The 25737-nt window shown below is 71.1% G+C and carries 22 protein-coding genes; 10 read left to right on the top strand and 12 right to left on the bottom strand.

Annotated features, from left to right (window positions below; translation table 11 throughout):
- Nucleotides 1–16 precede the first annotated feature (16 nt).
- Nucleotides 17–877 carry an LLM class F420-dependent oxidoreductase gene (locus tag ACGFJ7_RS44065; protein ID WP_392648214.1) on the bottom strand — a complete coding sequence of 287 codons (861 nt, stop codon included), beginning with the start codon at nt 875–877 and terminating at the stop codon, nt 17–19.
- A gap of 33 nt (nt 878–910) precedes the next feature.
- Between ACGFJ7_RS44065 and ACGFJ7_RS44060 the strand changes: the two genes are divergently transcribed.
- Nucleotides 911–1174: a YciI family protein gene (locus ACGFJ7_RS44060; RefSeq protein ID WP_360248333.1), complete on the top strand. Its 264-nt coding sequence runs from the start codon at nt 911–913 to the stop codon at nt 1172–1174.
- On the opposite strand, the gene ACGFJ7_RS44055 is transcribed toward ACGFJ7_RS44060, so the two are convergent.
- Nucleotides 1171–1725 (bottom strand): phosphoribosyltransferase, encoded by a 555-nt coding sequence (locus ACGFJ7_RS44055; RefSeq protein ID WP_360248068.1) that lies wholly within the window; start codon nt 1723–1725, stop codon nt 1171–1173. The genes ACGFJ7_RS44060 and ACGFJ7_RS44055 overlap by 4 nt on opposite strands.
- 100 nt (nt 1726–1825) lie before the next feature.
- Between ACGFJ7_RS44055 and ACGFJ7_RS44050 the strand changes: the two genes are divergently transcribed.
- Nucleotides 1826–2956 (top strand): SpoIIE family protein phosphatase, encoded by a 1131-nt coding sequence (locus tag ACGFJ7_RS44050; RefSeq protein WP_360248070.1) that lies wholly within the window; start codon nt 1826–1828, stop codon nt 2954–2956.
- On the opposite strand, the gene ACGFJ7_RS44045 is transcribed toward ACGFJ7_RS44050, so the two are convergent.
- Nucleotides 2953–3150 (bottom strand): hypothetical protein, encoded by a 198-nt coding sequence (locus tag ACGFJ7_RS44045; protein WP_360248072.1) that lies wholly within the window; start codon nt 3148–3150, stop codon nt 2953–2955. The genes ACGFJ7_RS44050 and ACGFJ7_RS44045 overlap by 4 nt on opposite strands.
- A gap of 286 nt (nt 3151–3436) precedes the next feature.
- Between ACGFJ7_RS44045 and ACGFJ7_RS44040 the strand changes: the two genes are divergently transcribed.
- Nucleotides 3437–5293: an acyl-CoA dehydrogenase gene (locus tag ACGFJ7_RS44040; protein ID WP_360248074.1), complete on the top strand. Its 1857-nt coding sequence runs from the start codon at nt 3437–3439 to the stop codon at nt 5291–5293.
- Between the two features lie 160 nt (nt 5294–5453).
- Complete coding sequence (locus tag ACGFJ7_RS44035) at nt 5454–8366, top strand: FlgD immunoglobulin-like domain containing protein (RefSeq protein WP_360248076.1); 2913 nt, start codon at nt 5454–5456, stop codon at nt 8364–8366.
- Here the strand turns inward: ACGFJ7_RS44035 and ACGFJ7_RS44030 are convergent.
- Nucleotides 8363–8884, bottom strand: coding sequence for a histidine phosphatase family protein (locus tag ACGFJ7_RS44030; protein ID WP_360248078.1), 522 nt, complete (start codon nt 8882–8884; stop codon nt 8363–8365). The two genes, ACGFJ7_RS44035 and ACGFJ7_RS44030, sit on opposite strands and share 4 nt — an antisense overlap.
- Before the next feature lie 87 nt (nt 8885–8971).
- On the opposite strand from ACGFJ7_RS44030, the gene ACGFJ7_RS44025 reads away from it, so the two are divergent.
- A complete protein-coding gene (locus ACGFJ7_RS44025) occupies nt 8972–9256 on the top strand; it encodes a DUF6458 family protein (RefSeq protein ID WP_360248080.1) in 285 nt (94 codons plus the stop codon).
- Nucleotides 9257–9328: 72 nt separating this feature from the next.
- On the opposite strand, the gene ACGFJ7_RS44020 is transcribed toward ACGFJ7_RS44025, so the two are convergent.
- Nucleotides 9329–10162, bottom strand: a complete 834-nt coding sequence (locus ACGFJ7_RS44020; RefSeq protein WP_392648210.1) for an SDR family oxidoreductase — start codon at nt 10160–10162, stop codon at nt 9329–9331.
- Nucleotides 10163–10263: 101 nt separating this feature from the next.
- Here ACGFJ7_RS44020 and ACGFJ7_RS44015 point away from each other — a divergent pair, with 101 nt between their 5' ends.
- Nucleotides 10264–10650 carry a helix-turn-helix domain-containing protein gene (locus ACGFJ7_RS44015; RefSeq protein WP_360248083.1) on the top strand — a complete coding sequence of 129 codons (387 nt, stop codon included), beginning with the start codon at nt 10264–10266 and terminating at the stop codon, nt 10648–10650.
- On the opposite strand, the gene ACGFJ7_RS44010 is transcribed toward ACGFJ7_RS44015, so the two are convergent.
- Nucleotides 10629–11306: a hemolysin III family protein gene (locus ACGFJ7_RS44010; protein WP_360248085.1), complete on the bottom strand. Its 678-nt coding sequence runs from the start codon at nt 11304–11306 to the stop codon at nt 10629–10631. The two genes, ACGFJ7_RS44015 and ACGFJ7_RS44010, sit on opposite strands and share 22 nt — an antisense overlap.
- 53 nt (nt 11307–11359) lie before the next feature.
- On the opposite strand from ACGFJ7_RS44010, the gene ACGFJ7_RS44005 reads away from it, so the two are divergent.
- Genes ACGFJ7_RS44005 through ACGFJ7_RS43995 form a run of 3 tightly spaced genes read left to right on the top strand, consistent with a single transcriptional unit; the run spans nt 11360 to nt 13543 of the window.
- A complete protein-coding gene (locus tag ACGFJ7_RS44005) occupies nt 11360–11971 on the top strand; it encodes an allophanate hydrolase subunit 1 (RefSeq protein WP_392648206.1) in 612 nt (203 codons plus the stop codon).
- Nucleotides 11968–12798, top strand: coding sequence for a biotin-dependent carboxyltransferase family protein (locus ACGFJ7_RS44000; RefSeq protein WP_392648203.1), 831 nt, complete (start codon nt 11968–11970; stop codon nt 12796–12798). Before ACGFJ7_RS44005 ends, ACGFJ7_RS44000 begins: the two co-directional genes overlap by 4 nt.
- On the top strand, nt 12794–13543 hold the full coding sequence (locus ACGFJ7_RS43995) for a LamB/YcsF family protein (RefSeq protein WP_392648272.1): 750 nt from the start codon (nt 12794–12796) through the stop codon (nt 13541–13543). Before ACGFJ7_RS44000 ends, ACGFJ7_RS43995 begins: the two co-directional genes overlap by 5 nt.
- 90 nt (nt 13544–13633) lie before the next feature.
- Here the strand turns inward: ACGFJ7_RS43995 and ACGFJ7_RS43990 are convergent, their stop codons facing one another.
- The 6 genes from ACGFJ7_RS43990 to pdhA form a co-directional block, all read right to left on the bottom strand.
- A complete protein-coding gene (locus tag ACGFJ7_RS43990; RefSeq protein WP_392648200.1) occupies nt 13634–15406 on the bottom strand; it encodes an NHL domain-containing thioredoxin family protein in 1773 nt (590 codons plus the stop codon).
- A 63-nt stretch (nt 15407–15469) separates the two neighbouring features.
- Entirely contained in the window at nt 15470–19267 is a 3798-nt protein-coding gene (locus tag ACGFJ7_RS43985) for a hypothetical protein (protein ID WP_392648197.1), read from the bottom strand.
- A 311-nt stretch (nt 19268–19578) separates the two neighbouring features.
- On the bottom strand, nt 19579–19716 hold the full coding sequence (locus ACGFJ7_RS43980; protein WP_179855508.1) for a hypothetical protein: 138 nt from the start codon (nt 19714–19716) through the stop codon (nt 19579–19581).
- A 176-nt stretch (nt 19717–19892) separates the two neighbouring features.
- Nucleotides 19893–21338, bottom strand: coding sequence for a dihydrolipoamide acetyltransferase family protein (locus ACGFJ7_RS43975; RefSeq protein ID WP_360248095.1), 1446 nt, complete (start codon nt 21336–21338; stop codon nt 19893–19895).
- 5 nt (nt 21339–21343) lie between these two features.
- Complete coding sequence (locus tag ACGFJ7_RS43970; protein WP_392648193.1) at nt 21344–22330, bottom strand: alpha-ketoacid dehydrogenase subunit beta; 987 nt, start codon at nt 22328–22330, stop codon at nt 21344–21346.
- Nucleotides 22330–23469, bottom strand: a complete 1140-nt coding sequence (gene pdhA, locus ACGFJ7_RS43965; RefSeq protein WP_360248097.1) for a pyruvate dehydrogenase (acetyl-transferring) E1 component subunit alpha — start codon at nt 23467–23469, stop codon at nt 22330–22332. The genes ACGFJ7_RS43970 and pdhA overlap by 1 nt, the downstream gene beginning before the upstream one ends.
- A gap of 493 nt (nt 23470–23962) precedes the next feature.
- Between pdhA and ACGFJ7_RS43960 the strand changes: the two genes are divergently transcribed.
- On the top strand, nt 23963–25735 hold the full coding sequence (locus tag ACGFJ7_RS43960; protein ID WP_392648190.1) for a hypothetical protein: 1773 nt from the start codon (nt 23963–23965) through the stop codon (nt 25733–25735).
- The last annotated feature ends 2 nt before the right edge of the window (nt 25736–25737 follow it).

Here is a 25737-nt window from a genome sequence, read left to right as displayed (position 1 = left end):
CCGCCCGGAAGAAACCTCAGAAAAGGATCTCGGCGATGCGGCGCCACTCGTCTCGGGGGAGGTGCGGGCTGGCGTCGGCCGAGAGGGCCTGGATGGCGACGTGGTCGGCGCCGGCGTCGAAGTGGGTCCGGATGCCGGTGCGGATCGCGTCCGGGCCGCCCCAGGTGACCGTCAGGTCGACCAAGGCGTCGCTGCCGTCGTGGGCCAGGTCGTCGTCGGTCAGGCCGAAGCGGCGCCACTGGTTGGTGTAGTTGGGCAGCGTCAGGTAGGGCTTCAGGACCCGGCGGGCCACCGCCCGGGCCTGGGCGGGATCGGTGCCGACGAAGACCTTCTGTTCGGGGATGAGCAGGCGGTCGGGGCCCAGGATCGCGCGGGCCTCGGCGGCGTGGGCGGGTGGCATCAGGTACGGCAGGGCGCCGGCGGTCAGGTCGCGGGCCGCCTCCAGGGTCTTCGGGCCCAGGGCCGCGATCAGGCGTTCCTCGTGCGGGACGCGCTCGAGCTTGTCCGTGAGGAAGGACTTGAGCCTGGTCAAGGGCTTGACGTACGCCTCGCCGACCGAGGCCGCGGTGGGGGCGTGGCCCGAGCCGACGCCCAGGTAGAAGCGGCCGGGGAACAGGGAGCTCAGGCGGAAGTGGCTGGCCGCGAGCTCGTCGCCGTCGCTGTGCCAGATGTCGACGATGCTGGTGCCCACCACCAGTGTCGACGTGGCGGCCAGGATGGCCTCGGGCAGGGACAGGTCGTCCGGCGGGCTGCCGCCGATCCACACCGAGCCGTAGCCCAGTTCTTCCAGCTCATGCGCCGCCGCGGCGACCACGTTGGCGTCGTCCGGCCAGAAGCGGCCGGGCACCCAGATGCCGTACTGCCCGAAGTCGTTCATGAAATTGATCGTACGATTGCGGACGTGTATCTGATGATCTCGAAGTACGTCGTGCCGGTCGAGCAGGTCGACGCCGTCCGGGCCGAGCACCTGGCCTTTGTGGACTCGCTTGAGCAGCGCGGACTGCTCGCCTCGGCCGGGCGGCAGGACCCGCCGGTCGGTGGGGTGCTCGTGCTGAAGGTGACCGAGCGGGAGCGGGCCCTCGAACTGATCGCCGAGGACCCGTACGTCAAGGCCGGTGTCGCCGAGTACACCCCGGTCGGCTACGTCGCCAACCGGGGCCTGGTCACCGACTAGGGCTCGATGTCGTCGCCGCTGAGCAGGCCGCGGATGGTCAACTCGCGAGCCACCGGCGGCGGCGTCTCGTCCACGATCACCGCGGTGCCCACGTAGCCGGCGCCGAACAGGGTGCGCAGGCCCCGGGCCTGGGCGCCGGTGGACGCCCAGTCGTCGACCACGAGCACGCGGTCGTCCGGCGTGAGCAGCTGACGGCGTACCCCCAAATGCTGTTTCTCGCCCCGATGATCGGACGGGATCTCGGCCCAGATCATCGGTTCGGCGATCGGCCGTCGCGCCCCGGCCCGGTAGGCCTCGACGAAGCCGACGCCCAGCGCCCGGGCCACCAGCGGGCCGACCAGGAAACCGGTCACCTCCGGAGCGACCACCACGGTCGGGTGGTCGGCGCGGAACAGGCCGGCCAGGCCGTCGCCGAGCTTGTCGAGGATCACCGGGTCGCGCCACCAGCCGGACCGGTCGCTGACCAGATAGCCGCTGCCGTCGCCGGGGTCGGTCCAGCGGAAACCGGCCTTGAGGCGATCACGAAGGTGATCACGGAAGTCGCTCGCCACGCCGACATCCTGTCATCGTGCGGCTGAAGCATTCCGCCGCGCGGTCAGAACCCGCTCAGACTACGGGTCAAGTTAGTGCAGTCCGTCGCTCTGATCGGGCATGCTGTGTCGCGTAACCATGCCTACTCCGTCGTCGGGCCGTCGCCGCCCGCTGAGCCCTGGATCCCGCGCCGGCCTCGGCGCGGCCGTCGTGCTGCTCGCCGTCGTGTCCGCGGTGGAGCTGGCCGACCCGCGCACCGCCGACTTCGTGGGCCTGTTCGCGGCCGTCCCGTTCCTGGCCGCCGTCTTCGCCTTCTGGCAGACGGTTCTCGTCGTCGGGATCGTCGCGACGATCGTCGGGGTGGCCTTCGTCGGCGCGGCCGGGCCGGTCAGCGTGGCCGGCATGGTCAACCTGATCGGCATTCTGCTGGCCACCGGCATCGCGTCGGCGGTGGCCATGATCAGGCAGCGTCAGGACGACAAGATCGCCGAGTTGCAGCGCCTGGCCGCGGTCGCCCAGCAGGCGGTTCTGCGGCCGCTCGGCCCGCAGGTCGGCTCGCTCGCGGTCGCCGGGCGTTACATCTCGGCCACGGCCGCGGCCGACATCGGCGGGGACCTCTACGAGGCGCTCGACACGCCGTACGGGGTTCGCATCATCATCGGCGACGTGCGCGGCAAGGGCCTGGACGCCGTCCGCCTGGCCAGCATCGTGCTCGGCTCGTACCGGCACGTGGCGTACGAACGCAATGATCTGAAAGCTCTGGTGACCGACCTCGACCGGGCGGTCGCGCGCAGCGTCGGCGACGAGGATTTCGTGACCGCGGCCCTGGTCGAGGAGCGGGGCGGCACGCTCACGATCGTCAACTGTGGACACCCGGCCCCGCTGCTGCTGCGGCGAGGCCAGGTCATTCCGCTGGAGCCGCCGGCGCCGGCGCCCCCGTTGGGTTTCATGCCCGAGGTGAAGGCGCGGGTCGAGCGGCTGGAGCCGGGCGACCGGTTGCTGCTGTTCACCGACGGGCTCGGCGAGGCCCGCCGGGAGGGCGAGTTCTTCCCGACCGCCGACCGGGCCTGGCGGCTGCTGGGCCACGGCACGGTCGGTGATGGTCTCGCCTCGCTCGAGACCGCCCTGGTCGACTGGGTGCACGGCCGTCTCGAGGACGACATCGCGCTGGTCCTGCTGGAGTACGCGGGCCCGGACGGCGGCGCGACGATGCCGATGCCGAGCTGGGAGGTCGGCGCCGCGGGCAGTTAAGCCGCGGCGATCTCCTGGGTCTTGCCCTCGAGAGCCGAAGCGTCGCCCTCGGGAACCGACTCGCCGGTGGGCGGAGCGGGCGCGGGCGAGATCGGTACGGGCACGGGTTCCGGCTTGCGGTGGCGCCCGACGTAGTGACGTGGCTGGTCCGCCTGGCGAGGCTCCGGAATCAGGCTCTTGATCGTGGCGAACATGCGCGCCCCCTTGGCGGCTTGAATGAACGTCTATCCACAGCAACGAGCCGAAGAACCCTCCGATACGTCTGGGGCGCATGGGAGCACGCAAATAGCCGAACGGCTGTCCTGCTGCCCACCCGATCGGAGGCGTTTGATGTGCGAACCGACGGACAGACCCCCACACGCGGGTGGTCGGTCACGAAACGGCTTGCGGCTTGTCCGCCTCTACCGATCAGTAATACAGTGGGGGTTACTGACGGGTAACTCCAAGACCGGCGGGCGTTCGGAGAGCGGGGCCAGCACCATGACTCACTACAAGGGCAACCTTCGGGACCTCCAGTTCAATCTGTTCGAGGTCTTCGAGGCTGATCGTGCGTTCGGCCAGGCGCCGTACGAGGACATCGACGCGGAGACCGCCAAGGACGTTCTGACCGAGGTGCACCGCCTCGCGACCGAAGATCTCGCGACCAGCTACACCGAGGCCGACCGCAACCCGCCGGTCTTCGACCCCGCCACGCACACCGCGCCGCTGTCGGAGTCGTTCAAGAAGTCGTTCGAGCAGTGGATGGCCTCCGAGTTCTGGCGCCTCGACCTGCCGAGCAGCCTCGGCGGCACCCTCGCCCCGCGGGCCCTGTGGTGGGCGCTCGCCGAGAACATCCTCGGCGCCAACGCCCCGGTCTGGATGTACTCCTCCGGCCCGTCGTTCGCGCACGTCGTGCACGAGGAGGGCACCGAGGAGCAGAAGCAGTGGGCGAAGCTCTTCGTCGAGAAGCAGTGGGGCTCGACCATGGTCCTCACCGAGCCCGACGCCGGCTCGGACGTGGGAGCCGGCCGCACCCGGGCCATCCCGCAGCCGGACGGCTCCTGGCACATCGAGGGCGTCAAGCGCTTCATCACCTCGGGTGAGCACGACCTGACCGACAACATCGTCCACTACGTGCTGGCCCGCCCGGTCGGCGTGGAGGGTGTGGGCGGCCCCGGCACCAAGGGCCTGTCGCTGTTCATCGTGCCGAAATACCACTTCGACGCCGAGACCGGCGAGCTGGGCGAGCGCAACGGCGTCTACGCCACGAACGTCGAGCACAAGATGGGCCTGAAGGCCTCCAACACGTGCGAGATGACCTTCGGCGAGCACGGCACTCCGGCCAAGGGCTGGCTGCTGGGCGAGAAGCACGAGGGCATCCGGCAGATGTTCATGATCATTGAGTACGCCCGGATGATGGTCGGCACGAAGGCGATCGCCACCCTGTCCACGGGTTACCTGAACGCCCTCGAGTACGCGAAGAACCGCGTACAGGGCGCCGACCTGGTGCAGAACGACAACAAGGCCGCCCCGCGCGTCACGATCACGCACCACCCCGACGTGCGCCGTTCGCTGATGCTGCAGAAGTCGTACTCCGAGGCCCTGCGCGCGCTGGTCATCTACACCGCGACCTGGCAGGACAAGATCGCCATCGCCGAGGCGGCCGGCGACACCGCCGCCGCCAAGGCCGCGAGCAAGGTCAATGACCTGCTGCTGCCGCTGGTCAAGGGCGTCGGTTCGGAGCGGGCGTACGAACTGCTCGGCCACGAGTCGCTGCAGACCTTCGGCGGCTCCGGCTTCCTGCAGGACTACCCGCTGGAGCAGTACGTCCGCGACGCGAAGATCGACACCCTGTACGAGGGCACCACGGCGATCCAGAGCCTCGACCTGATCTTCCGCAAGATCGTGAAGGACCAGGGCCGGGCGCTGGCGACCCTCGCCACCGAGATCCAGTCGTTCATCGAGAGCGAGGCCGGCAACGGCCAGCTCAAGGAGGAGCGCCTCGCCCTCGGCAAGGCCCTGGGCGAGCTCCAGCAGATCCTCGGCGTGACCATGGGCTGGCTGGCCGCGGTGCAGGGCGGCGACACCCGCGAGCTGTACAAGGTGGGCCTGAGCTCCCGCCGCGTCCTGCTCGCGCTGGGCGACGTCGTCCTCGCGTGGCTGCTGCTGCGCCAGGCCGACGTGGCCCTCAAGGCCCTCGGCCGCGAGGTCTCGGCCGCCGACAAGAACTTCTACGAGGGCAAGGTCGCCGCGGCCCGCTTCTTCGTCCGCGAGATCCTGCCGCGCGTCGGCTCCGACCGCCGCATCATCGAGAACACCACCCTGGACCTGATGGACCTGTCCGAAGACGTTTTCTGATCCGTTCCACCAGGAGAAAGGCCGGCCGGAAGGCCGGCCTTTTTCGTTGATCTTCGAGATAGATGACTGTTACGCTGCGCTCCACGCGTGCGGGGGCGCGCTCCGTGACGGTTTCCGGAAACGCCACCACACCTCTCTTTCTTCTCCTCCAGGAGGATCGGTGGCTCCAGCCATCCGGAGTCTGGCCGCAACGGCCCTAGGCGTCGGAATCATCCTGACCGGTCTGCCCGCCCAGGCGGCGCCGGTCACCCGAGCGACGGCGGCGCCCGCCGGCGAGGTGGTCGTCCCGGCCGCGTCCCGGTACGTCCCCCGTGCGACCCGCATCCTCAACGCGGGCACCAGCGGCTTCCTCTGGGCCCAGGAGGGCGACGACCGCCTCCTCTGGACCAGCTACGCCACTCAGGTCGCCACCGCGCTGACCTTCCGCCTGCCCAGGAAGGTCGAGTACAACCAGGACGGCGGCAACTTCCCGTCGGGCCCGTCATGGAGCCCCGGGTGGTACGGCGCCGGCAGCGACACGGTCGCGGTGTACCAGGACGGGCGGGTCACACTCCAGTCCGGGGCGGGCGCCGTCACCAGCGAGCTCGTGCTGCCCGATGGGCACTCATACCAGGGCACCTTCGGCGGCGTGGTGCTCACCAGCACCGGCGAGGGCGACGGACCGCAGCAGGTCCACGTCTGGCGCGCCGGTTCCGCGACCGCGGTGCCGGGGCTGCCCGACACCGCCACCGAGATCACCGTCGAGGACGGTGACGCCCGTTCGGTCATTCTGCGCTACAAGGTGGCGGGCGACCAGTGGCCCCACTGGTCCATCGTGGACCTGGCCACCGCGGCCGCCTCCGCGCTGCCCGACCGGCTCGGCGCGGACGACGAGGGCTGGGAGGTCAAGGGCTTCCGGCTCGGCGCCGAGTCGATCGTGCGGAACCGGTGGGCCCGGTCGCAGATGGACGTGTTCGACCGGGACGATCTGACGGCCGCGCCGCGGACCGCCGAGTCCGGGCCGTTCACCGCCGACGCCGCGTACGGCATCGTGGGCTCCTCCCTGCTCGCGGTCGACCCGGTCGGTCCCGGCAACAACCTCTACCGCGGCCAGGAACTGTGGTCGCTGCCGGTCGACGAGCCCGACGCGGGCCTGACCCAGGTCATGAGCCCGGCCGCGCACGAGATCGTCCAGGCGCCGGACGGCTCGGTTCTGGTGGCCGGCGCGGCGAAGTTCGTCCAGTACGGCGACCTCGACTGGGGCATCTACCGGATCACCCAGGCCGCCGACGGCTCGCTCAAGCGGGCCGAGGTGGCCGACGTGGCCCCGATGCCGGCCCGGACGTGGGGCATCGCGCTGGGCAGCGGCATCCTCACCACCGCGGTCAACAGCACGATCTACGAGCCCTCGACCTACCTGGGCGCGTACCGGAGCACCTGGCTGGCCACCGGCGGGACGCCCGGGATCGAGAAGAGCACCCAGGACGCCTGGCTCATGGGCGACGACGCGTCCTGCTACATCAACGGCAGCGAGCCGGCCTGCGTCACCATGTTCGCCGACGGCACCGGGTACCACGGGCGCCGCGAAGCCACGTACAGCGAAAAGACCGTCCTGTATGCCAACGGGTCCACCTCGACCGCGGGCCCGACGGTGAACACCGGCTTCTCCTCCGCCGATCTGACCGACCTGTCCGGCCGGTACGGGCTGATCGACAACGGCGGCGGAGCGCAGAGCGTCGGCGACTTCCGGTCGGGGTCCGTGGTGCAGAAGCGCAACTACGTCTCGGCCGCCGTCTGGGGAAACACGCTGTGGAGCGCCGCGGCCGAGGGCGGCAAGGTGACCGCCACCCGCATCCCCGGCACGACCGCCGTGGAGTCCTTCACGACCAGCAACGACTGCAAGCCGACCGAGCTGCAGGCCGTCGGCCGCTGGGTCTACTGGGCCTGCAACGAGTACGGCACGGTGTACGGCGCCGGCGTCTACGACCGGGTGGCGAAGACCAACGTCGGCGCTCCGGGGCAGAGGGTGCTGCTGGGCGACGGCTACTACGCCGAGCAGACCGAGGCAGGCGAGCTGAGGCTGACCGACCTCTACCATCCCGGTCAGGTGGCCCGGGTGATCGGCGCGGTCGGGCCGTCGACCCGCCCGCGTGACTCGTGGACGGTGGACCGCTTCGGCGGCGGCGTCGCCTGGGCCGACCAGGACGAGCGCGTTCACGTGGTCCCGAGTGGCGTTCCCACCTCCGCGCTGAGCGTCATCGACTCCACGGTGCCGACCACCGTCGCCAACTGGTCGGGCAGCTGGTGGCTGTCGAAGCCGGGCTCGTCCTGGCAGCTGACCTTCCGCAACTCGGCCGGCGGGGTGCTTCGTACGATTTCCGGCACGTCCGCCCGTGGCCTGGTCACCGCGACCTGGGACGGCAAGGACTCGGCCGGGCGGGCCGTCGCCGACGGCACGTACGGCTGGTCGCTGACCGTGCAGCCGGCCGACGGCCAGGGCGCCGCGCTCACCACCGGTGTGGCGGCGCCGCCGGCGCCGCCGGCCCCGCCCGCTCCGGTGAAGGCCACCAGGGCGCCGTCGATCACCGGCGCCGTCGCGGTCGGCTCGGTCGTCAAGGCCGTCGTGGGCGCCTGGACGCCCGCGCCGACCGCGTACACCTACCGCTGGGCCGCGAACGGCGTGACGATCAAGGGGGCGGTCTTCCAGTCGTACCGGCCCGGTCCGGCCGTGCTCGGCAAGCGCCTGACCGTCACGGTGACGGCGAGCCGCGCCGGTCACCCGTCCGGCGCCGCCACGTCGGCCGCCTCGGCCGTGGTCGCCAAGGGAGCGGCGCCCCGGAGCACCAAGCGGCCGGTCGTCCTCGGCACGCCCAAGGTCGGCCGCACCCTGTCCGTCTCCACCGGCGGCTGGTCGTTCAAGCCGGACTCGTACCGCTACGAGTGGCGCTTGAACGGCAAGCTGATCAGCACCGGCACGAAGCTGAAGCTGACCAAGGCGATGCGCGCCAAGAAGCTCGTGCTCACCGTCGTGGCCCGCAAGGCCGGCTACAACGACGGCCGGGCCAGCAGCGTGGCGGTGACCGTCAAGCGTTAACCGCGGGCGGTGTGCCGCCCGATCAGGTGCATGGCGCGGGGCTCCGTCGTCGACCAGGAACCTTCCTCCCGGTGGACGGCGAGCCCCGCTGTCTTGAGCACGATGTCGTTGCCGTCGTACTGCTCGTCCGGGATCAGGAGCAGCGAGACCTCGGAGACGGTGGGGTTGTGGCCCACCACCAGGACCGTGCGAACCGAGTCGGGGACGGCGCGCAACAGGTCGAAGACCTCGGTGCGTCCGCCGAGGTAGAGCGACTCCTCGTAACGCACCTCAGGAGCGCCGCCGCCCGGCTTGGCCTGGGCCAGCGCGATCGAGACACCCTGCCAGGTCTGGCGGGTACGGGCGGCGGTGGAGCAGAGGACCAGGTCGGGGTGAAGGCGCTCGTCGGCCAGCCAGGCGCCGGCGGCGTCGGCGTCGGCCTCACCGCGCTCGGTCAGCTTACGGTCGAAGTCGTCTTGATTGTCGCCGATGATCTCGGCCTTGGCGTGGCGGAGCAGAACGAGCGTCCGTGCGGTCATGCCGACAGTTTGTCTGATTGAGGAATCGGGCGGGTGGGTAACCCATCATCAACGCATTGACCCCGGTGATGATCAAGGAGGCCCGTGATGGGCATCGGCGGCAGCATTTTCCTGCTGGCGGTAGGCGCGATTCTCGCGTTCGCCGTCAACGCGGACATCAGCGGGCTCGACATCAACATCATCGGCTGGATCCTGATGGCGGCCGGCCTGGTCGGGCTCATCATCACGCTTTGGTACTGGAACAGCCGGCGCCGCACGGTGGTGACCCGGCAGACCGCCGCTCCGGTGGTCGCTCCGAACCAGCAGATTCGCAGCGAGTACCGCGAGACCCGGCGCGAGGACGCCCCGCCGCCCCCGCCCCCGGGTTACTGACAAAAGACCCGCGACGCCGGCCGGCCGCTTCCCCCTAGCGGCCGTGCCGGCGTCGCGCGCTTCACCGGCGGATCAGACGGCGGCCTTGACGGCGTCCGCGACCGGGGTCGCCGGCCGGCCGAGCAGCTTCTCGAGGTCGTCGCGCGGAACGAAGAGCGCGCCCTCCGCCGTGGCCCGGTCGACGTCGGCGAAGACCTCGGCCGCCGCGCGCGGCAGGCCCACGCCGACCAGCAGCTCGATGTACTTGTCGACGTCCAGGTCGGTGTAGGTCACCGGCTTGCCGGTCTGGCGGGAGATCTCGGCGGCCAGCTCGGCCTTGGTGAGGGCTTCGCCGCCCAGCTCGTAGGTCCTGCCCTCGTGCCCGTCGGTGACGAGGACCGCCGCGGCCGCCTCGGCGTAGTCGGCGCGGGGAGCCAGGCTGATCCTGCCGTCGCCGGACGCGCCGACCAGGCCCTGCTCGACCGCCTGGTCGACCGGGTAGTTCTCGACGTACCAGCCGTTCCGCAGAATCACGTACGGAAGCCCGGAGTCCTTGATCAGCTTTTCGGTGACCGCGTGCTCACCGGCCAGCTTCATGTCGGTGGTGTCGGCCTTCGGCGCGCTGGTGTAGACGATCTGCCCGACCCTGGCGGCCTTCGCGGCCTCGACGACGTTGGTGTGCTGCGAGATGCGCTGGCCGGGCTCGCTGGCCGAGATGAACAGGACCTTGTCCGCACCCTCGAAGGCAGCTCGCAGACTCTCCGGGTCCTCGTATGACGCCTTCTTGACCGTCACACCGAGGTCGGCGATCTTCTCGACCTGGCGGCCGATGCCGACGATGTCAGTGGCCGGTACGCCCTTGGCCAGCAACGACTCGATGGCGAGGCGGCCGAGATGTCCGGTGGCGCCGGTAACAACGATGGTCATGGGAGCTCCTCTGGATTGGTCTGCCAGTTGGAGCCAACATGCCTGGTCAGCCAACACTTCCCATTCGATAGTAGGCACCTTGGAGTGCAATACTTACCCGCATGGAAGTGACCGCGTACGCGAAGGACTGCCCGAGCCGGCAGATTCTCGACCGGATCGGCGACACGTGGAGTGTCCTGATCGTGGTGATGCTGGCCGACGGGCCGCAGCGCTATACGGCGCTGTCGAAGAAGATCCAGGGCGTGAGCCCGAAGATGCTGACCCAGACGTTGCGGGGCCTGGAGCGCGACGGCCTGATCATCCGTACGGTGCACGCCGAGGTGCCGCCGCGCGTCGACTACCGGCTCACCGAGCTCGGTCAGAGCCTGCTGGGACTGGTCAGGGCGCTGGAGAACTGGGCCGAGACCCACATCGAGGATGTGCAGCGGGCCCGGGTCGCCTATGACAACCCGGGCGTCAAGACCGACTACGCGTACAGCGCGAAGTAGATCGCGATGTGGTGGCAGAGCGCGGCCACCAGTGTGCACGCGTGGAAGAACTCGTGGTGACCGAAGACCGCGGGCCACGGGTTGGGCCGGCGCAGCGCGTAGAAGACGGCGCCGACGCTGTAGATGACCCCGCCCACCGCGAGCAGGACGAGGCAGGTGACGCCGCCGGTGTGCAGGACGTCGGGCAGGATCGCGACGGCGCCCCAGCCCAGCGCGAGGTAGAGCGGCGCCCCGGCCCAGCGCGGCAGGTGCGGCCAGATCGTCTTGAGGGCCACCCCGCCGAGGGCTCCGCCCCAGATCAGCGACAGCATCATCGTCGCCTTGCCCGGATGCAGCAGCAGGACGCAGAACGGTGTGTACGTGCCGGCGATGAAGATGAAGATCATCGAGTGGTCGGCCCGCCGCATGATCTGGTAGCCGCGTTCGCTCCAGACCCGACGGTGGTAGAGCGCGCTGATGCCGAACAGGCCGCAGACGGTCGCGCTGTAGACCAGGACGCTGAAGAACGGCGAGAAGCCCGGTCGGCTGAGCGCGATCGAGCACAGCACGATGCCGCCGACGACGGCGACGAAGAACGCATACTGGTGCAACCGGCCGCGAAGGCGCGGCTTGCCGAGATCGGCCGGCTTCATTCGAAACGGTGCGGAGGTCGTCACGACTCCAGGTTACGGTATCGTAAGTTACTGGCAAGTAGAACTAGGGTGTCGTGATGAGGCTACGACAGGTCGGCGCGACTGCGCTGCTGATCGAGTGCCACGACTCCGACCAGGTCGAATCGTGGCGCCGGGAGCTTTGGCGGCGGCGCGGCCGAGGTGAACTCTCGGTGATCGACATCGTTCCGGGGGCGGCGACCGTGCTGCTCGACGGCGTCGCTCCGGGCACGGCTTCGCTGGTGGAGAGCTGGGCCTCGTCGCTGGAGGCAGCCCCGGCGGTCGAGGGGCCGCTCGTGGAAGTGCCGACCGTCTTCGACGGCGAAGACCTGGCCGACGTCGCCGATCTCTGGCAGGTGACGGTGGACGAGGCGATCGGACGGCTCGTCACGACGGACTTCACGGTGGCTTTCAGCGGCTTTGCTCCCGGTTTCGGCTATCTGCGCGGCCTGCCATCGGAATGGGCGGTTCCCCGGCTCGCCGCTCCGCGGCCTCGCGTTCCGGCCGGGTCGGTGGCGCTTGCCGACACCTATTGCGGGATTTATCCGTCAGCTTCGCCGGGCGGGTGGCGGCTGGTCGGCCGTACGGCCTTGAAATTATTTGACGTACGCCGGGACGCGCCGGCCACACTCAGCCCGGGAGCTCGCGTGAAGCTCGTGCCCACCTCATGATCACGGTGATGCGGGCCGGCCCCTTGACGACTGTGCAGGATCTCGGCCGGCCCGGGTACGCCCATCTCGGGGTTCCCCGGTCGGGGGCGCTGGACGGGCCGGCGCTGCGGCGGGCCAACGCGATGGTCGGCAACCCGCCGGAGGCGGCCGGGCTGGAGACCACGCTGATGGGATGCTCGCTGCGGTTCGAGAGGGCGGCGCGGGTCGCGGTCACGGGCGCTTCTCTCCAAGGCGCTTCTTTCCAAGGCGCTTTTTCTCAAGGCGTGGTCGAGGTGCCGGCGGGCTCGGTGCTCGACATCGGCCGGGCCGCCACGGGTGTGCGGTCCTACATCGCGGTGGCCGGCGGGATCGACGTCGAGCCGGTGCTGGGCAGCCGATCGACCGACACGCTGTCGGGGCTCGGGCCGGCCAAGCTCACCGACGGGGCGACGCTGCCGATCGGAACGGCCGGCGGGGCGGCGGTCGTGGAAGGTGGTTCGCCGGCTAACCACCCCACGGAGCTGGAACTCGGGGTGTGGCTCGGTCCGCGCGACGACTGGTACGAGAGCCGGGAGCTGTTCGAGAACCCGTACCGGGTGAGCCCGATGAGCAACCGCGTCGGCTGCCGGCTGGCCGGCAGCGCCCTGACCCGCACCAAGGCCGGCGAACTGCCCTCCGAAGGGGTGGTGCTGGGCGCGATTCAGGTGCCGGCCGACGGGCAGCCGTTGATCTTCCTGGCCGACCACCCGACAACCGGCGGCTACCCGGTGATCGGCGTGGTCGACGACGTCACCCCACTCGCGCAGGCGCGGCCGGGGACTACGGTTCGGTTCCGTGCCCTCCATTGACCTCAACGCCGACCTCGGCGAAGGATTCGGCCGGTGGCGCCTCGGCGACGACGAGGCGCTGCTCGACATCGTGACCTCGGCCAACGTGGCCTGCGGCTTCCACGCCGGCGACCCGTCCACCATGCGGCGCGTCTGCGAAGCGGCAACCGCCAAAGGCGTGGCGATCGGCGCCCAGGTCGGCTATCGCGATCTCGCGGGCTTCGGACGGCGGCGGATCGAGTACGAGCCGGACGAGCTCCGCGACGACATCCTGTACCAGATCGGGGCGTTGAGCGCCTTCGGCCGGGTTGCGTATGTGAAGCCGCACGGGGCGCTCTACAACGTGGCGGCGGTCGACGAGGTGCAGGCGGGGGCGGTGGTCGCGGCGGTCCGCGCCTACGACGCGGCGCTGCCGGTCCTCTGCCAGCCGGGGTCGACACTTAGCCGGCTCGCTGTTGACGCCGGGTTGACCGTGGTGGGTGAAGGCTTCGCGGATCGGGGCTACCAGGCGGACGGGACGCTCATGCCGCGCTCGCAGCCGGGCGCGGTGCTGCACGACGCGGACGCGGTGGTGGATCAGGCTGTACGGATGGCGGTCGAGCAGGTGGTCGAGACCGTCGACGGCCGGGTGGTGCCGTCGCCGGTCACGTCGATCTGCGTCCACGGGGACACGCCCGGCGCGGTGTCGCTGGCCGCCCGGGTCCGCGCGGGGTTGCGCGAAGCCGGGCTGACCGTTGCGCCGTTCGCTTCATCCACAGGATCGTGAGTTATCCACAGCCCTCTTCGCGGTCATCGCTGATTCGGGGAGGATGGCTGTAGAGGATGGGGGCCCCCTTCTGGGAGGGCGGGCCCTGGGCTACGCCTCGTCCAAGCCTCGGAGGATCAGCGGGAGACGGTCGGGGCCGTCGGCGGTGACGACCACCGGGACGCCCCAGTCCTGGCGGGTCAGGTGGCAGGCGGCGAACTCCACGTCGACGTCGCAGGTGGCGGCCTGGGCCACGACCTGAAGAACGCCCTTGGGTACGTCGGGGTTGATCACCAGCGGGCGCGACAGGTCCGTGGTGACGCCGGCGCCGGAAAGCAGGAGCTCCGGCGGCGACGCGGAAACCTCCAGGCGGGTGGACGGGCCGAACTGCGTGTCCAGCTTCTGGCCCGGCGCCGGTGTGAAGATGACGTCCAGGGTCAGCTCGCCGGAGGCGACAGGCGTGGGCGGGCGCTCGGTGCGGTGGCGTTCCCCGGCCACGCTCTGGACGGCGCCGGGGGCCAGGTGGGTCAGCCGGTGGGCGGCCGACTCGACCACGATCACGTCGCCGGTCGAGGTGACCAGCACGTCGCTCGGCTCGGCCAGGCCCGAGTCGACGGTCGAAACCGTGTCGGTGGCGGGGTCGTAGCGGCGGACAGCGCCGTTGTAGGTGTCGGCGATCAGGACCGAGCCGTCGGACAGGGCGGCCACGCCGAGCGGATGCTGGAGCAGAGCCTGTTTGGCCGGGCCGTCCACGTGACCGAAGTCGAACAGGCCCTGGCCCACCGCGGTGTGCATGACCCCGGCCTCGATGTAGCGGACGGCCGAGGTCTCGCTGTCGGCGATCCACAGCCGGTCACCGCCGACGGAGAGGCCGGACGGCTGCGCCATCCAGACGTCGGGAATCGGGCCGTCGCGCAGCGACTCGACAGTGGTGCCGGCGTAGACGCCCACCGTGCGCTTGATCGGGTCGAACCACCAGAGCTGGTGGATGCCGGCCATCGCGATGATCACCTTGTCGTCGAACCAGGCCAGGTCCCACGGCGAGGAGAGGTCGGTGGCGAGCGCGTCGTGCGGGTGCTCGTCGACGGCGGAACGCCAGGGGCGGCCCGAGCCGGCGACCAGCGTGATCTCGCCGTCGGACAGGCGCAGCCCGCGCAACTGGTGGTTCACGGTGTCGGCGATGACCACGTCGTAGCCGGCGGTGGCGGCGACGTCGGACGGGAGCAGCAGCAGGCCCTGCGGCTCGTTGAACGGGCCGAACCGGCGTACGAGCGTCTCGCCGTCCGCCTCGATCTCGGCCACCGAGTGGCCGGTGGAGTCGCTGACCAGCAGGTTTCCGTTGGCCAGCTCGATCGCCTTGCCGGGGAAGCGCAGCAGGGTGTCGGGCGCGGGCGGCGGCACGTACGGGCCGTCGCCGCGGTGCAGCGTGCCGTCGGCGGTGTGCTTGGCGATCAGCTCGTCGATCAGGCGGGACAGTCCCTCGGCGTGGCCCTCGCCGGCCATCGAGGCGACCAGGTAGCCGGTCGGGTCGACGACCGCGATCGTGGGCCAGGCCTTGGCCGCGTACTGCTGCCAGAGGTGCATGTCGCCGTCGTCGACGACCGGGTGGTGTACGCCGTACCGCTCCACGGCGGCGGCCAGCGCCTTCGGGTCGCGCTCGTGCTCGAACTTCGGTGAGTGGACGCCGATCACGACCAGGGCGTCACCGTACTTCTGCTCGAGCGGCCGCAGCTCGTCGAGCACGTGCAGGCAGTTGATGCAGCAGAAGGTCCAGAAGTCCAGAATGACGATCTTGCCGCGCAGGTCGGCGAGGGTCACATCCCGGCCACCGGTGTTCAGCCAGCCTCGGCCCCGGAGCTCCGGCGCCCGCACACGTCCAGTCATCCGACCATCGTGCCGTACCGGCGACGCCGGCACGGCACGAAGGTGGTCAGGATGACAAGGCGGTCACTTGTTGGGCTTGAGGCAGAGCACCTGCGACTTGCCGTCGCCGGTGGTGGTGAGAACCGACGGGTTGGCCGGGTCGGCGCATTGGGTTTTGTCGTCCACGATGGAGACGACCTTGAAGGTGTTGCTGCCGCCACACTCGGCCTTGACCGCGGCCGAACCGTCCTGCTTGACGCAGTCGCCGGTCTTCATGGCAGCCTCGTCCTTGCCGCCGGCGACCAGGAACACCAGGCCGAAGACGACACCGAGCAGGACGATCGCGCCGAGCACGACGGCGAGCAGGATCGGGAACACCCGTACGTGCGGCGTCTCCGGCTTCGCCGCCGGGGCGTCCGGCTTGAAGCTGTCGAACTTGCCCTGGTCGGAGTCGGGACCAGGCCAGCTGGTGGTGTCGTTCGGGCTGGGCGGGGTCACCGTGGCCCGGCTCGCCGCACTGCCGAAGCCGCCGCTGGTCTCGGGCCCGAAGCCGCCGTCGGGCCCACTGCCCGGCACGAAGCCGCCCGGCTGACCGCCGTTCGGCCCGGAGAAGCCGTTGAGGCCTGGAGGCATCGGCGGCAGCGCGGGCGCGGGCACGTAGGGCTGCTGGTCGCGGCCGGCGACATCGGTGGTGAGCTCGTTGAACTGATCGGGCCGAGCCCCCGGACGCTCCCCGAACGGCGCGTCACCGGGCCGAGGCCCGAACGGCGAGTTGCCGTTCGGCGACTCACCCGGCCGCGGCCCGAACGACGACCCAGCGGGCGCACCGAAGGGCGAGTCGTTCTGCTGCCCGTACGGCGAGTCAGGCTGCCCGTCGCCTTGCGGAGCGAACGGCGAGTCACCTTGCTTGCCGTACAGGGAGTCGGCCTGCTGTGCGCCGTATGGCGAGTCGGCCTGCGGGCCGCCGAACGGAGAGTCGCCTTGCTGGCCGCCGTACAGCGGACTGTTCTGCTGGCCGCCGAACGGCGAATCGCTCTGCTGGCCGTATGGCGAGTCGCCCTGCGGGCCGCCGAACGGAGAGTCGCTTTGCTGTCCGCCGAACGGCGAATCGCCCTGCTGTCCGCCGTACGGCGAATCGCCCTGCTGGGCTCCGTATGGCGAATCGTTCTGCTGGCCGAACGGGGCGTCGCCGGGCTGGCCGTAGGGCGAACCGCTCGCTGGCTTCTCCGGGGCGGCGCCGAACGGTGAGCCGCTGGCGGGGGCGTTACCCGTGGGCGCACCGCTGGAGGGCGAACCGTAGGTGCCACCGCCGAACGGTGAGCCGCTGGCGGGAGCGTTGCCGGCGGGCGCACCGCTGGAGGGCGAGCCGTAGGTGCCACCGCCGTAGGGCGAGCCCTCCGGGCCGGAGCCGGGCTGGTTGCCGTAGGGCGAACCGTCCGCGCCGGGGCCGTAAGGCGAGGCGGTTTCCGGCGCGGCGGGGGCGCCGGCCGGGATCGCCGCCGAGGCCGAAGCGGCGCCGGTGGGCGAGACGCGGGCGCTGGCCCGGGCCGGTGACTGCGGGGCGACGCCGGGGGTGCCGGGCTCGTCCGGGCGCTGGCCGAAGCCCTCGTCGGGACGCGCGGTGAACATGCCGGTCGGCTCGCTGAAGTCGGCGGCCGGCTGGAAGTCCTGGGCCGGGGCCGACGGGAAGTTCGCGGAGGAGGCGCTTTCCTGGTCGGGCTCGGCGGGTGCCGCCCGGCCGTAGACCCGCGCCTGCGGGCTGGCTGCCTGCGGCGGCAGTTCGGTGGCCTCGACCGGGGCGACCCGGCTGGTCGTCGGCACCGACGCGCTGGCCGTGACCGGTCGTGCCGAACCGACCGCACCGGATCCGGCCGGTCCGCCGGAGGCCGAGCCGGCGGATCCCGCCGAGGCGGAGTCGGCTGAGCGGAACGCGCCGGGGTCGGCTGAATCGAACGGGGCGGAGTCGGCTGAGCGGAACGCGCCGGGGTCGGCTGAGCCGTACGAGGAGGAATCCGTTGAACCGAACGCGGGGGAGCCGGCCGAGCCGAACGTGGCCGCGCCGGGTGGGCCGACCGGGGCCGCGCCGGATGAGCCGGCCGGGGCCGCGCCGGACGAGCCGGCCGGGGCCGCGCCGGCTGAACCGAACGCCGGGGCGCCGGGTGCTGCCGAGCCGGAGGTGGCCGCGCCTGTCGAGGGCGAGCCCGGAGCGGGGCTGACCGAGGCGGAACCGCTCGCGGGGGCGCCGGGCGGCAGGTCGGAGGCATCGCGGGGCTGCGGCACCGCACCGTTGCGGGAGTCGGGGCCGGCCGAGCCGGTCAGGGCGCCGAGGGCGGCGCCGGGCACCCGCTGCGGATATCCGGACGGGCTGTCGCCGGTCGGCGCGGGACGCCGGTAGGGCGCGTGCTCGTCGGCCGCCGCCTCGCCGAAGCCGGAACCGGAACCGGAACCGGAACCGGGGCCGAAGCCGGAGCTGGCATCGGGGCCGAAGCTGGAATCGGAGCTGGAATCGGAGCTGGAGCCGTAGGCGGGGGCCTCGGAACGCGCGGGTGCGCCGTAGGGCGACTCGGCGTCGGACGGCCCGAACGGGCGGGCCGAGCCGTAGGCCGCTGGGGAGCCGGCGTTCTCCTCCGGCGCGCTTTCACCGAACGGAGCCGGGCGAGCGGAGCCGTACGCCGGCGGTTCGGCCGCGGCATGGGCCGAACCGAAGGGTGCCTGACCGTCGGAGGTGCCGCGGCCGAACGGGTCGGGCAGCGCCGCACCGGATCCGTCGGGCGCACGGCTGGGAAGGCCGGGCTCGCCGGGGGTCGAGCGACCGAACGGGTCGGCGAACGGCTCGGACCGGTACGGGTGAGGCGGGATCTCCTCCCCAGCGGAAGGGGCAGACGGGGCGGCGCCGCCGAACGCGCTGAAGCCGCCGGAGGGGGAGCCCTCGCCGTACGGGGACTGCTGGGTGCGGACGGGCAGTTCGCCGCCCTGCTGGGGTACGGCCGACGGGGCCTCGGCGTCCTGGCCGCCGGGCGTGCCGCGCAGCGGGAAACCGCCGCTGCCGCCGCCTCGGGTCGGGAACGCGGAGCCGTTGCCGCCGCTGCCGCGCAGCGGGAAACCGCCGGCCGGGTCGGCCGGGGCCGGGGCCGAGGGCTGGGCCGGCGCCGCCGCTGCGGGGCGCGGGGCCTCGGGGGCGCCGGTCGGGCGCACCGGCGGCGGGGCGTCGGGCAGGCCGGTCAGGGTGGCGCCGGGCACACGCACGCGCTGATTGTCGAAGGCCGAGACGCCGGGCGGGCGGCCGGTCGACGGATCGACCGGATCGGCCTGGTCACGGCTCAACTGGTCACGGCTGGACTGGTCGCGGCTGGACTGGTCGCGGCTGGGCTGGTCGCGGCTGGGCTGGCCGGCGGCGAAGCCGTTGAACCCCTCGAAGTTGTCCACCGTGCCGCCCGGGTTCGCGTTCCGCTGCGGGAGCGGAGCGCCCTGGCGCTGGACGAACTGGTTGTCCGCGTCGGGGGTGGAGCGCACCTGGGGCGCCCACGCCGAGTCGCCGGGTGAGACCGAGCCGTAGGGGGAAGCGCTCCCACGCTGCGGCAGCGCGCCACCCTCCTCGGGCTGCGGCACGCGGGCCGCGCCGTACGGGGTCCCGCCGCGGCCGTCAGGGCCGGACGCGGGGCCGAAGGAGGAGACCGCGGGCACCACGAACGGCGAGCCGCCGTTCGGTGTGGCCTGCGGGGGTGGGCCGTACGAGCTGGGGAAACCATCGGCGGGCGGCTGGGCCGATGCCCGGCCCGCTGCCCGCTGACCGTCGGTGTCCGGCGGGAAACCGTCCGACGTGGGTCCGCCCGACGTGGCCTCGGCCGGTCGCGAACCGGCGTAATGCCCCTCGGACGTCATGAGCGCCTCCTCATACATTTCGGCCGTGCCGGGCTTTGCACGGACGCGACCGCCGGCGGGCGCCGGAGGCCGTGCCCAGCTCTGAGGCCAGGCCGTGCGGGACTCCCGGGCCGAATGACGGCCGTGAACCCCGGCCCCCGTGCCGACCGGCCGAGCCGGCTCGTTGACCGTGCCCAACCGTACCGGGCGAGGGCGGCAGGAGGAATCCCGGTGTACGTCCGGAAGGGGACCTGACAGAGATCTTTAAGCGTGACACGAAAATGCAAACGGCCCGTCCGGAGTGAATCCGGACGGGCCGTGGCGCCGTGGGGTCAGAAGTTGCGGCGCTGGGCCATGAGAGCGATCTCATCGCGCATCGACTGGGTGGGCGCGCTCATCCAGGCCCGGTCGATGGCACGGTTCTCGCGGTTGATCATCCGGCGCCGGCGGAGGCGGTCGGCGATGCTCATTGCTAAGTCACTTCCCTTTTGTGCCGGGATCATCCGGCCACATCGTGGTGCTCGTCTCGGTAGGTCCATTGTGCTACCCACCGAGACGAGTTGCCATCGATTTAGGGGGTGACGTCGCGCACGTGCCTAACGATCGTAGGTCAAGAAAACTGGTTGCCTACGCATCTTCGGTGTGCCTAGGTCCAGGACAGCAACGCTCCCTCGGGGTCGGTGAGGAACTCGCCGACGTCCCGCAGGAACTTCGAGCCCAGTTCGCCGTCGATGATCCGGTGGTCGAAGGAGAGTGCCAGGGTCGTGACCTGGCGCGGCTTGACCTTCCCCTTGTGCACCCACGGCATCGGCTTGATCGCGCCGAAGGCCAGGATCGCCGACTCGCCCGGCGGCAGGATCGGCGTGCCGGTGTCCACGCCGAACACCCCGACATTGGTGATCGAGAGCGTCCCGCCCGACATGTCGGAAGGGGGCGTCTTGCCGGATCTCGCCACCTGGACCAGCGTGTTCAACGCCTCGGCCAGCTCCCGCAACGTGAGACGCCCAGCGTCCTTGATATTGGGAACGATCAGGCCGCGTTCGGTCGCCGACGCGATGCCCAGGTTCACGTACTCCTTGACCACGATCTCGTTGGTCGCGCCGGACCAGGTCGAGTTGACCATCGGGTGACGCTTGACGGCCAGCAGCACCGCCTTGGCCACCAGGAGCAACGGAGAGATCCGGACGTCGCGGAACTCCCGCCGTCCCTTGATCTTTTCCAGCGCCTTCATCGACCGCGTCACATCGATGGTCAGGAACTCGGTGACGTGCGGTGCCGTGAAGGCCGACGCGACCATGTTCTCCGCGGTGAGCTTCCGCACGCCCTTGATCGGGATGCGCTGCTCGCGGGTCGCGTCGAAGACCGCCGCGGCCGGGGCGGTGGTCACGGTGGGTGCCGCGGTCGCTGCTTGCTGTCGCGCTGACGCGGCTTGCTGTACGTCGTCACGCGTCACCGACCCCAGCGGCCCGGTCCCGGTGAGCGCGGCGAGGTCGACGCCGAGATCGCGGGCGAGCTTACGGACCGGCGGTTTGGCGAGCACCGGACCGGCCGTCCGCCCATGCGGGGCCGGAGCAGGAGCCGGAGCCGGAACGGGCGCCGGCACGGGAGGCGGGGGCGGCGTGACTGTGCCCGTCGGCGCCGCTGCGGGCGTACCCAATCGGGGTCGTCGTTTCGCCGTTGTCGTCCGTGGCCCGTAACCGACCAGGACCGGAGTGCGACCGGCGTTGGGCGCCGGGCTGCCGGCCATGCCCGGCTCGACGGCACCCTCGGCCGGCGCGATCTGCACCGCCGCCAGCGATTCGGCCGACGGCACCGGGCCGTCCAGACCGGGCAGCGGACCGGCCGACGGGTCGGTGTCGATCGCGATGATCGGCGAGCCCACCTCGACCGTCGTGCCGGCCTCGACGAAGATGCGGGCGACCACGCCGCCCCATTTCGCCGGGATCTCCACGGCCGCCTTGGCCGTCTCGACCTCGACGATCGGCTGGTTGAGCTCGATCGTGTCGCCGACCTTGACCAGCCAGGACAGAATCTCACCCTCGGTGAGGCCCTCGCCCAGGTCGGGCAGGGGGAACTCCTTGATCCGGGACATCGGCGTCACCAGCCGAACGAACGGTCGACGGCGTCCAGGACCCGATCGAGGTCGGGCAGGTACTCCTCCTCGACCCGGGCCGCCGGGTACGGGATGTCGTAGCCGGTCACCCGCAGCACCGGAGCCTCCAGTGAGTAGAAGCAGTGCTCGGTGATCCGGGCGGCGATCTCGGCGCCGAGGCCGATGTTGCCCGGCGCCTCGTGCACGACGACCGCGCGCCCGGTGCGCTTCACCGACTCGTACACCGGCTCGTAATCGATCGGGGACAGCGACCGCAGGTCGATGACCTCGAGATTGCGGCCGTCCTCGGCCGCGGCGGCGGCCGCGTCGAGCGAGGTGCGGACCATGGGGCCGTACGCGATGACCGTCGCGTCCGTGCCCGGCCGGACCACCCGGGACTTGTGCAGCGGGTAGGCGCCGGCCAGGTCGGCGCCGAGGTCGACGTCGCCCTTCTCCCAGTAGCGGCGCTTCGGCTCGAAGAACACGACCGGGTCGTCGGAGGCGATAGCCTGCTGGATCATCGTGTACGCGTCGGCCGGGTTCGAGCAGGTCACGACCTTGAGGCCGGGGGTGTGCGCGAAGTACGCCTCGGGGGACTCGGAATGATGCTCGACCGCGCCGATGCCGCCGGCGAACGGAATGCGGATCACGATGGGCAGCTTGACCTTGCCTCGCGAGCGGTACGACATCTTCGCCACCTGGGTGACGATCTGGTTGTACGCGGGGAAGACGAACCCGTCGAACTGGATCTCGCAGACCGGCCGGTATCCCCGGATCGCGAGGCCGACCGCGGTGCCCACGATGCCGGCCTCGGCCAGCGGCGTGTCGATGACCCGGTCCTCACCGAAGTCCTTCTGCAGGCCGTCGGTGATCCGGAAGACGCCGCCGAGCTTGCCGACGTCCTCGCCCATGACGACGACCTTGGCGTTGCCCTCGAGTGAGCGCCGCAGGCCGTGGTTGAGCGCCTTGCCGAGGGTGATGTTGTCGCTCATCAGTGTCCGCTCCCCTCGAACGAAGCCTGGTAGTCGGTGAACTGCCGGCGCTGCTCGTCGAGATCGGGCGAGCCGTTCGGATAGACGTGGTCGAACATCGTGATCGGCTGCGGGTCGGGCATCGCCAGCACCTTTTCGCGCAACTCGAGGGCGAGCGTCTTGGCGCCCTCGTCGGTCTCGGCGAAAAACGCCTCGTCGGCGATCTGCTGCTTGGCCAGGAAGGCCTTGAGCCGGGAGATCGGGTCCTTGGCCTTCCACGACTCGACCTCGCTGGCGATCCGGTAGCGCGTCGGGTCGTCCGAGCTGGTGTGCGCGCCCATCCGGTACGTGTACGCCTCGATCAGCGTCGGGCCCTCGCCCTGGCGCGCCCGGTCGAGCGCCGAGCGGGTGACCGCGTAGCTGGCCAGCACGTCGTTGCCGTCGATACGTACGCCCGGGAAACCGAAGCCGGTGGCCCGGCGGTAGAGCGGGATGCGCGTCTGGCGCTCGAGCGGCTCGGAGATCGCGTACTGGTTGTTCTGACAGAAGAAGACGATGGGGGCGTTGAAGACGCCCGACCAGACGAACGCCTCGTTGACCTCGCCCTGGCTGGTGGCGCCGTCACCGAAGTACGCGATCACGGCCTCCCCGTCGGGCGTGCCGGTCTTGCCGTCCATGGTCACGCCCATCGCGTACCCGGTCGCGTGCAGGGTCTGTGCCCCGATCACGATCGTGTAGCCGTTGAACTTGTACTTGTTGGCGTCCCAGCCACCCTGGTCGACACCGCGGAACAAGCCGAATGGCATGATCGGGTCGATGCCGCGGGTGTAGAGGACGCCGTGCTCGCGGTAGGTGGGGAAGGCCATGTCCTGCGGGCGCAGGGCTCGTCCGGAGCCGACCTGGGCCGCTTCCTGGCCGAGCAGGCTGGCCCAGAGGCCGAGCTCGCCCTGCCGCTGCAGCGCGAGCGCCTCGCTGTCGAGCCGCCGGACCGTCACCAGGTCGCGGTAGAGCCCGCGGTATTCCTCGTCGGTGAAGTCGGCGGAGTACGTCGTGCCGTCCGCGGTCGTGACGCTGTCGACGCGCTCCCCCTCCGGGGTGAGCAGTTGGACGAAGCCGCCTGCCGGTGCGTCAGCACCGACTTCGCTTTCGCCGTTCGCCATCGTGTCTCCCTGTTTCGTGTCAGCGCCGCGGCGGGTGTTGCCCGTCCACGCGGCGAACCGCCTCGGTCGCCGCGCCTGGCCCGGGTGAGGTTGCCGCGCAGCGTTTCGGCGCGGGCCGAGACCCCGCCGGGGAGTGACGGCCCCCACCCCCGCCCCGCTGGATCGACGAGGCGACGGCGGCGGTGCCGTCGCCCCCATCCTGACAGAGAACGTGAGCCCCGTTACAGGTCAGGTCGATCACAACTGGGAAATTTGCGCGTCACATCGGTGCCCATATTTGTCCTATTAAGTGGTTTTCGTACGGTCACTACCGTACGAACAGGCCGATTCCGCCGCTGCCGATACGCCTATGCGTCGTTCACCCCGGTAACCGTGACGAATCAATGTTGATCATTGCAGCCCCGGCCCCGCCGACCTGCATGTGACACGCCAGTGACCCACAGTTCGCCGCCATTTCGCAGCCTTAGTTCGCAGCCTCAGGAGGAGACCGGACGTGCCGGATCAGCGCGACGACGACCTCGTGCCGCCGATGAAGGTGATGCGGAAGCGCCTCAACGGCGTGTACCGGGCCGACACCGGCTTCTCGGGTCCCACTCGCCGGTATGTGCTGATCGTGGCGCTTCTGGTGGGGCTGGCCTCGATACCGACCCTGGCCGCGATCACCGCCGGGACCAACGAGATCAACGGCGACCGAACCGACACAATGGACGTTCCGGTGCTGCCCCCCGCCCTGCCCGGCCCGGTCGCGGTGTCACCGTCGGCCTCGTCCTCGGCCGGCCCGGCCCCCGCGGGCCAGTCCCCGGCGTCGAAGGGCGCACAGCAGGCGGCCGACGCCGCGAAGCGCCTGGGCCGCCTCCTGGGCCAGGCCGGCAAGCGACAGCCACTGGGCCAGGCGGGCAAGCGCGAGCCACTGAACTACGCCGGCAGGCCGTTCGCCCCCATCCCGGGCATGCCGCCCGTGCCGGGCCTACCTTCACTGAAGTCCCCCAACAGCTGGTCGAACGGCGGCTGGTCGAACGGCGGCGCGTCGAACGGCGGCTCGTCGAACGGCGGCTGGTCGAACGGCGGCGCGTCGAACGGCGGCTCGTCGAACGGCGGCTGGTCGAACGGCGGCGCGTCGAACGGCAGCTCCTCGAATGGTGGTGCATCGGATGGCGACGCGTCCGATGGCGGTCCGTCGGCCGGCCGTCCCTCCGGTAACCGCTCTCACCCGGCCGCCGAAGGGTCCGGAGGGCGGAAGTCCGAGGCGCCGGTCCGGCTGGGAATCCCCGCCGTGCCGAACCTGCCGTCCGTCCCGGACGACCCCGCCGAGCCCGAACTAGAGGACCCGCCGCCGGCAGACAACCCACCCCCGGCCGACAAGCCCTCCGGCCGCGATGGAGGCGAGCCCTCCGACTACGACCAGGAGGAGCCTTCCGACCGCGATTGGGACGAGCCTTCCGACCACGACGAGCCGTCGGGCCGCGACCGCGACCGCGACGAGCCTTCCGGCCGCGACCGCGACCAGCCTTCCGGCCGCGATGGGGGCGAGCCCTCCGGTCACGACCAGGAGGAGCCTTCCGGCCGCGATGGGGACGGGCCTTCGGGCCGCGACAGGGATGAGCCTTCGGGTGATTCCTCGGGCCGAGGTTCGGACGGGAGCTCGGGTCGTGACTCGGTGCGTCCTTCCGGCGGCGATGGCGCGGATGGCGACGACGGCTCGGATCGCGGCGACGGCTCGGATCGCGGCGACGGCTCGGATCGCGGCGACGGCTCGGATCGCGGCGACGGCTCGGACGACGGCGGCTCGCATCGCGGCGACGGCTCGGACGGCCATGGCTGGGGGGATAATTCCGATATTCCCGGAAAGCCGCATGTTCCGGAGCTGCCGCGGGTACCCGATGAGCAGCCCGCTTGCCACGAGCGGGGGCGTTGCGGGGACAAGCCGTCCCATCACCGCCGTCCCGACCGCTCCCATGACCGTCGCTGTGAGCGCGGCCAGAAGACACCCGAGAAGAAGGTCATCCGTCACCGGAGGTCAGCAGTGACCGAACGTCCGCACAATATCCGCGCCACCCGCATCCTCGAGCGCAGCTACGCCAACACCGGCGGCTACCACGGGCGGACCGTTCAGCCCCGTACCGAGGAGAACCAGATCGCCAACCGGTCCTACCGGGGCGCCCATCGCGCCGGCAGTCTGCACCACGCCGACGACCAGACGCCCGAGCAGCGGCGCAGCTCGCGGGTCGGGCGGCACCACGCCGAGGACCACACCGCCAACTGGTAGGT

Source organism: Actinoplanes sp. NPDC048988, assembly GCF_043197815.1.
In the GTDB taxonomy this organism is placed as follows: Bacteria; Actinomycetota; Actinomycetes; order Mycobacteriales; family Micromonosporaceae; genus Actinoplanes.
This window is presented reverse-complemented; position numbering and strand designations above follow the sequence as displayed.

Bases quoted from the DNA above. Each gene is read 5' to 3' on its own strand.
- ACGFJ7_RS44065 (WP_392648214.1), bottom strand. From the start codon at position 877: ATGAACGACTTCGGGCAGTACGGCATCTGGGTGCCCGGCCGCTTCTGG.
- ACGFJ7_RS44060 (WP_360248333.1), top strand. From the start codon at position 911: ATGATCTCGAAGTACGTCGTGCCGGTCGAGCAGGTCGACGCCGTCCGG.
- ACGFJ7_RS44050 (WP_360248070.1), top strand. From the start codon at position 1,826: ATGCTGTGTCGCGTAACCATGCCTACTCCGTCGTCGGGCCGTCGCCGC.
- ACGFJ7_RS44045 (WP_360248072.1), bottom strand. From the start codon at position 3,150: ATGTTCGCCACGATCAAGAGCCTGATTCCGGAGCCTCGCCAGGCGGAC.
- ACGFJ7_RS44040 (WP_360248074.1), top strand. From the start codon at position 3,437: ATGACTCACTACAAGGGCAACCTTCGGGACCTCCAGTTCAATCTGTTC.
- ACGFJ7_RS44030 (WP_360248078.1), bottom strand. From the start codon at position 8,884: ATGACCGCACGGACGCTCGTTCTGCTCCGCCACGCCAAGGCCGAGATC.
- ACGFJ7_RS44025 (WP_360248080.1), top strand. From the start codon at position 8,972: ATGGGCATCGGCGGCAGCATTTTCCTGCTGGCGGTAGGCGCGATTCTC.
- ACGFJ7_RS44020 (WP_392648210.1), bottom strand. From the start codon at position 10,162: ATGACCATCGTTGTTACCGGCGCCACCGGACATCTCGGCCGCCTCGCC.
- ACGFJ7_RS44015 (WP_360248083.1), top strand. From the start codon at position 10,264: ATGGAAGTGACCGCGTACGCGAAGGACTGCCCGAGCCGGCAGATTCTC.
- ACGFJ7_RS44005 (WP_392648206.1), top strand. From the start codon at position 11,360: ATGAGGCTACGACAGGTCGGCGCGACTGCGCTGCTGATCGAGTGCCAC.
- ACGFJ7_RS44000 (WP_392648203.1), top strand. From the start codon at position 11,968: ATGATCACGGTGATGCGGGCCGGCCCCTTGACGACTGTGCAGGATCTC.
- ACGFJ7_RS43990 (WP_392648200.1), bottom strand. From the start codon at position 15,406: ATGACTGGACGTGTGCGGGCGCCGGAGCTCCGGGGCCGAGGCTGGCTG.
- ACGFJ7_RS43985 (WP_392648197.1), bottom strand. From the start codon at position 19,267: ATGACGTCCGAGGGGCATTACGCCGGTTCGCGACCGGCCGAGGCCACG.
- ACGFJ7_RS43980 (WP_179855508.1), bottom strand. From the start codon at position 19,716: ATGAGCATCGCCGACCGCCTCCGCCGGCGCCGGATGATCAACCGCGAG.
- ACGFJ7_RS43975 (WP_360248095.1), bottom strand. From the start codon at position 21,338: ATGTCCCGGATCAAGGAGTTCCCCCTGCCCGACCTGGGCGAGGGCCTC.
- ACGFJ7_RS43970 (WP_392648193.1), bottom strand. From the start codon at position 22,330: ATGAGCGACAACATCACCCTCGGCAAGGCGCTCAACCACGGCCTGCGG.
- pdhA (WP_360248097.1), bottom strand. From the start codon at position 23,469: ATGGCGAACGGCGAAAGCGAAGTCGGTGCTGACGCACCGGCAGGCGGC.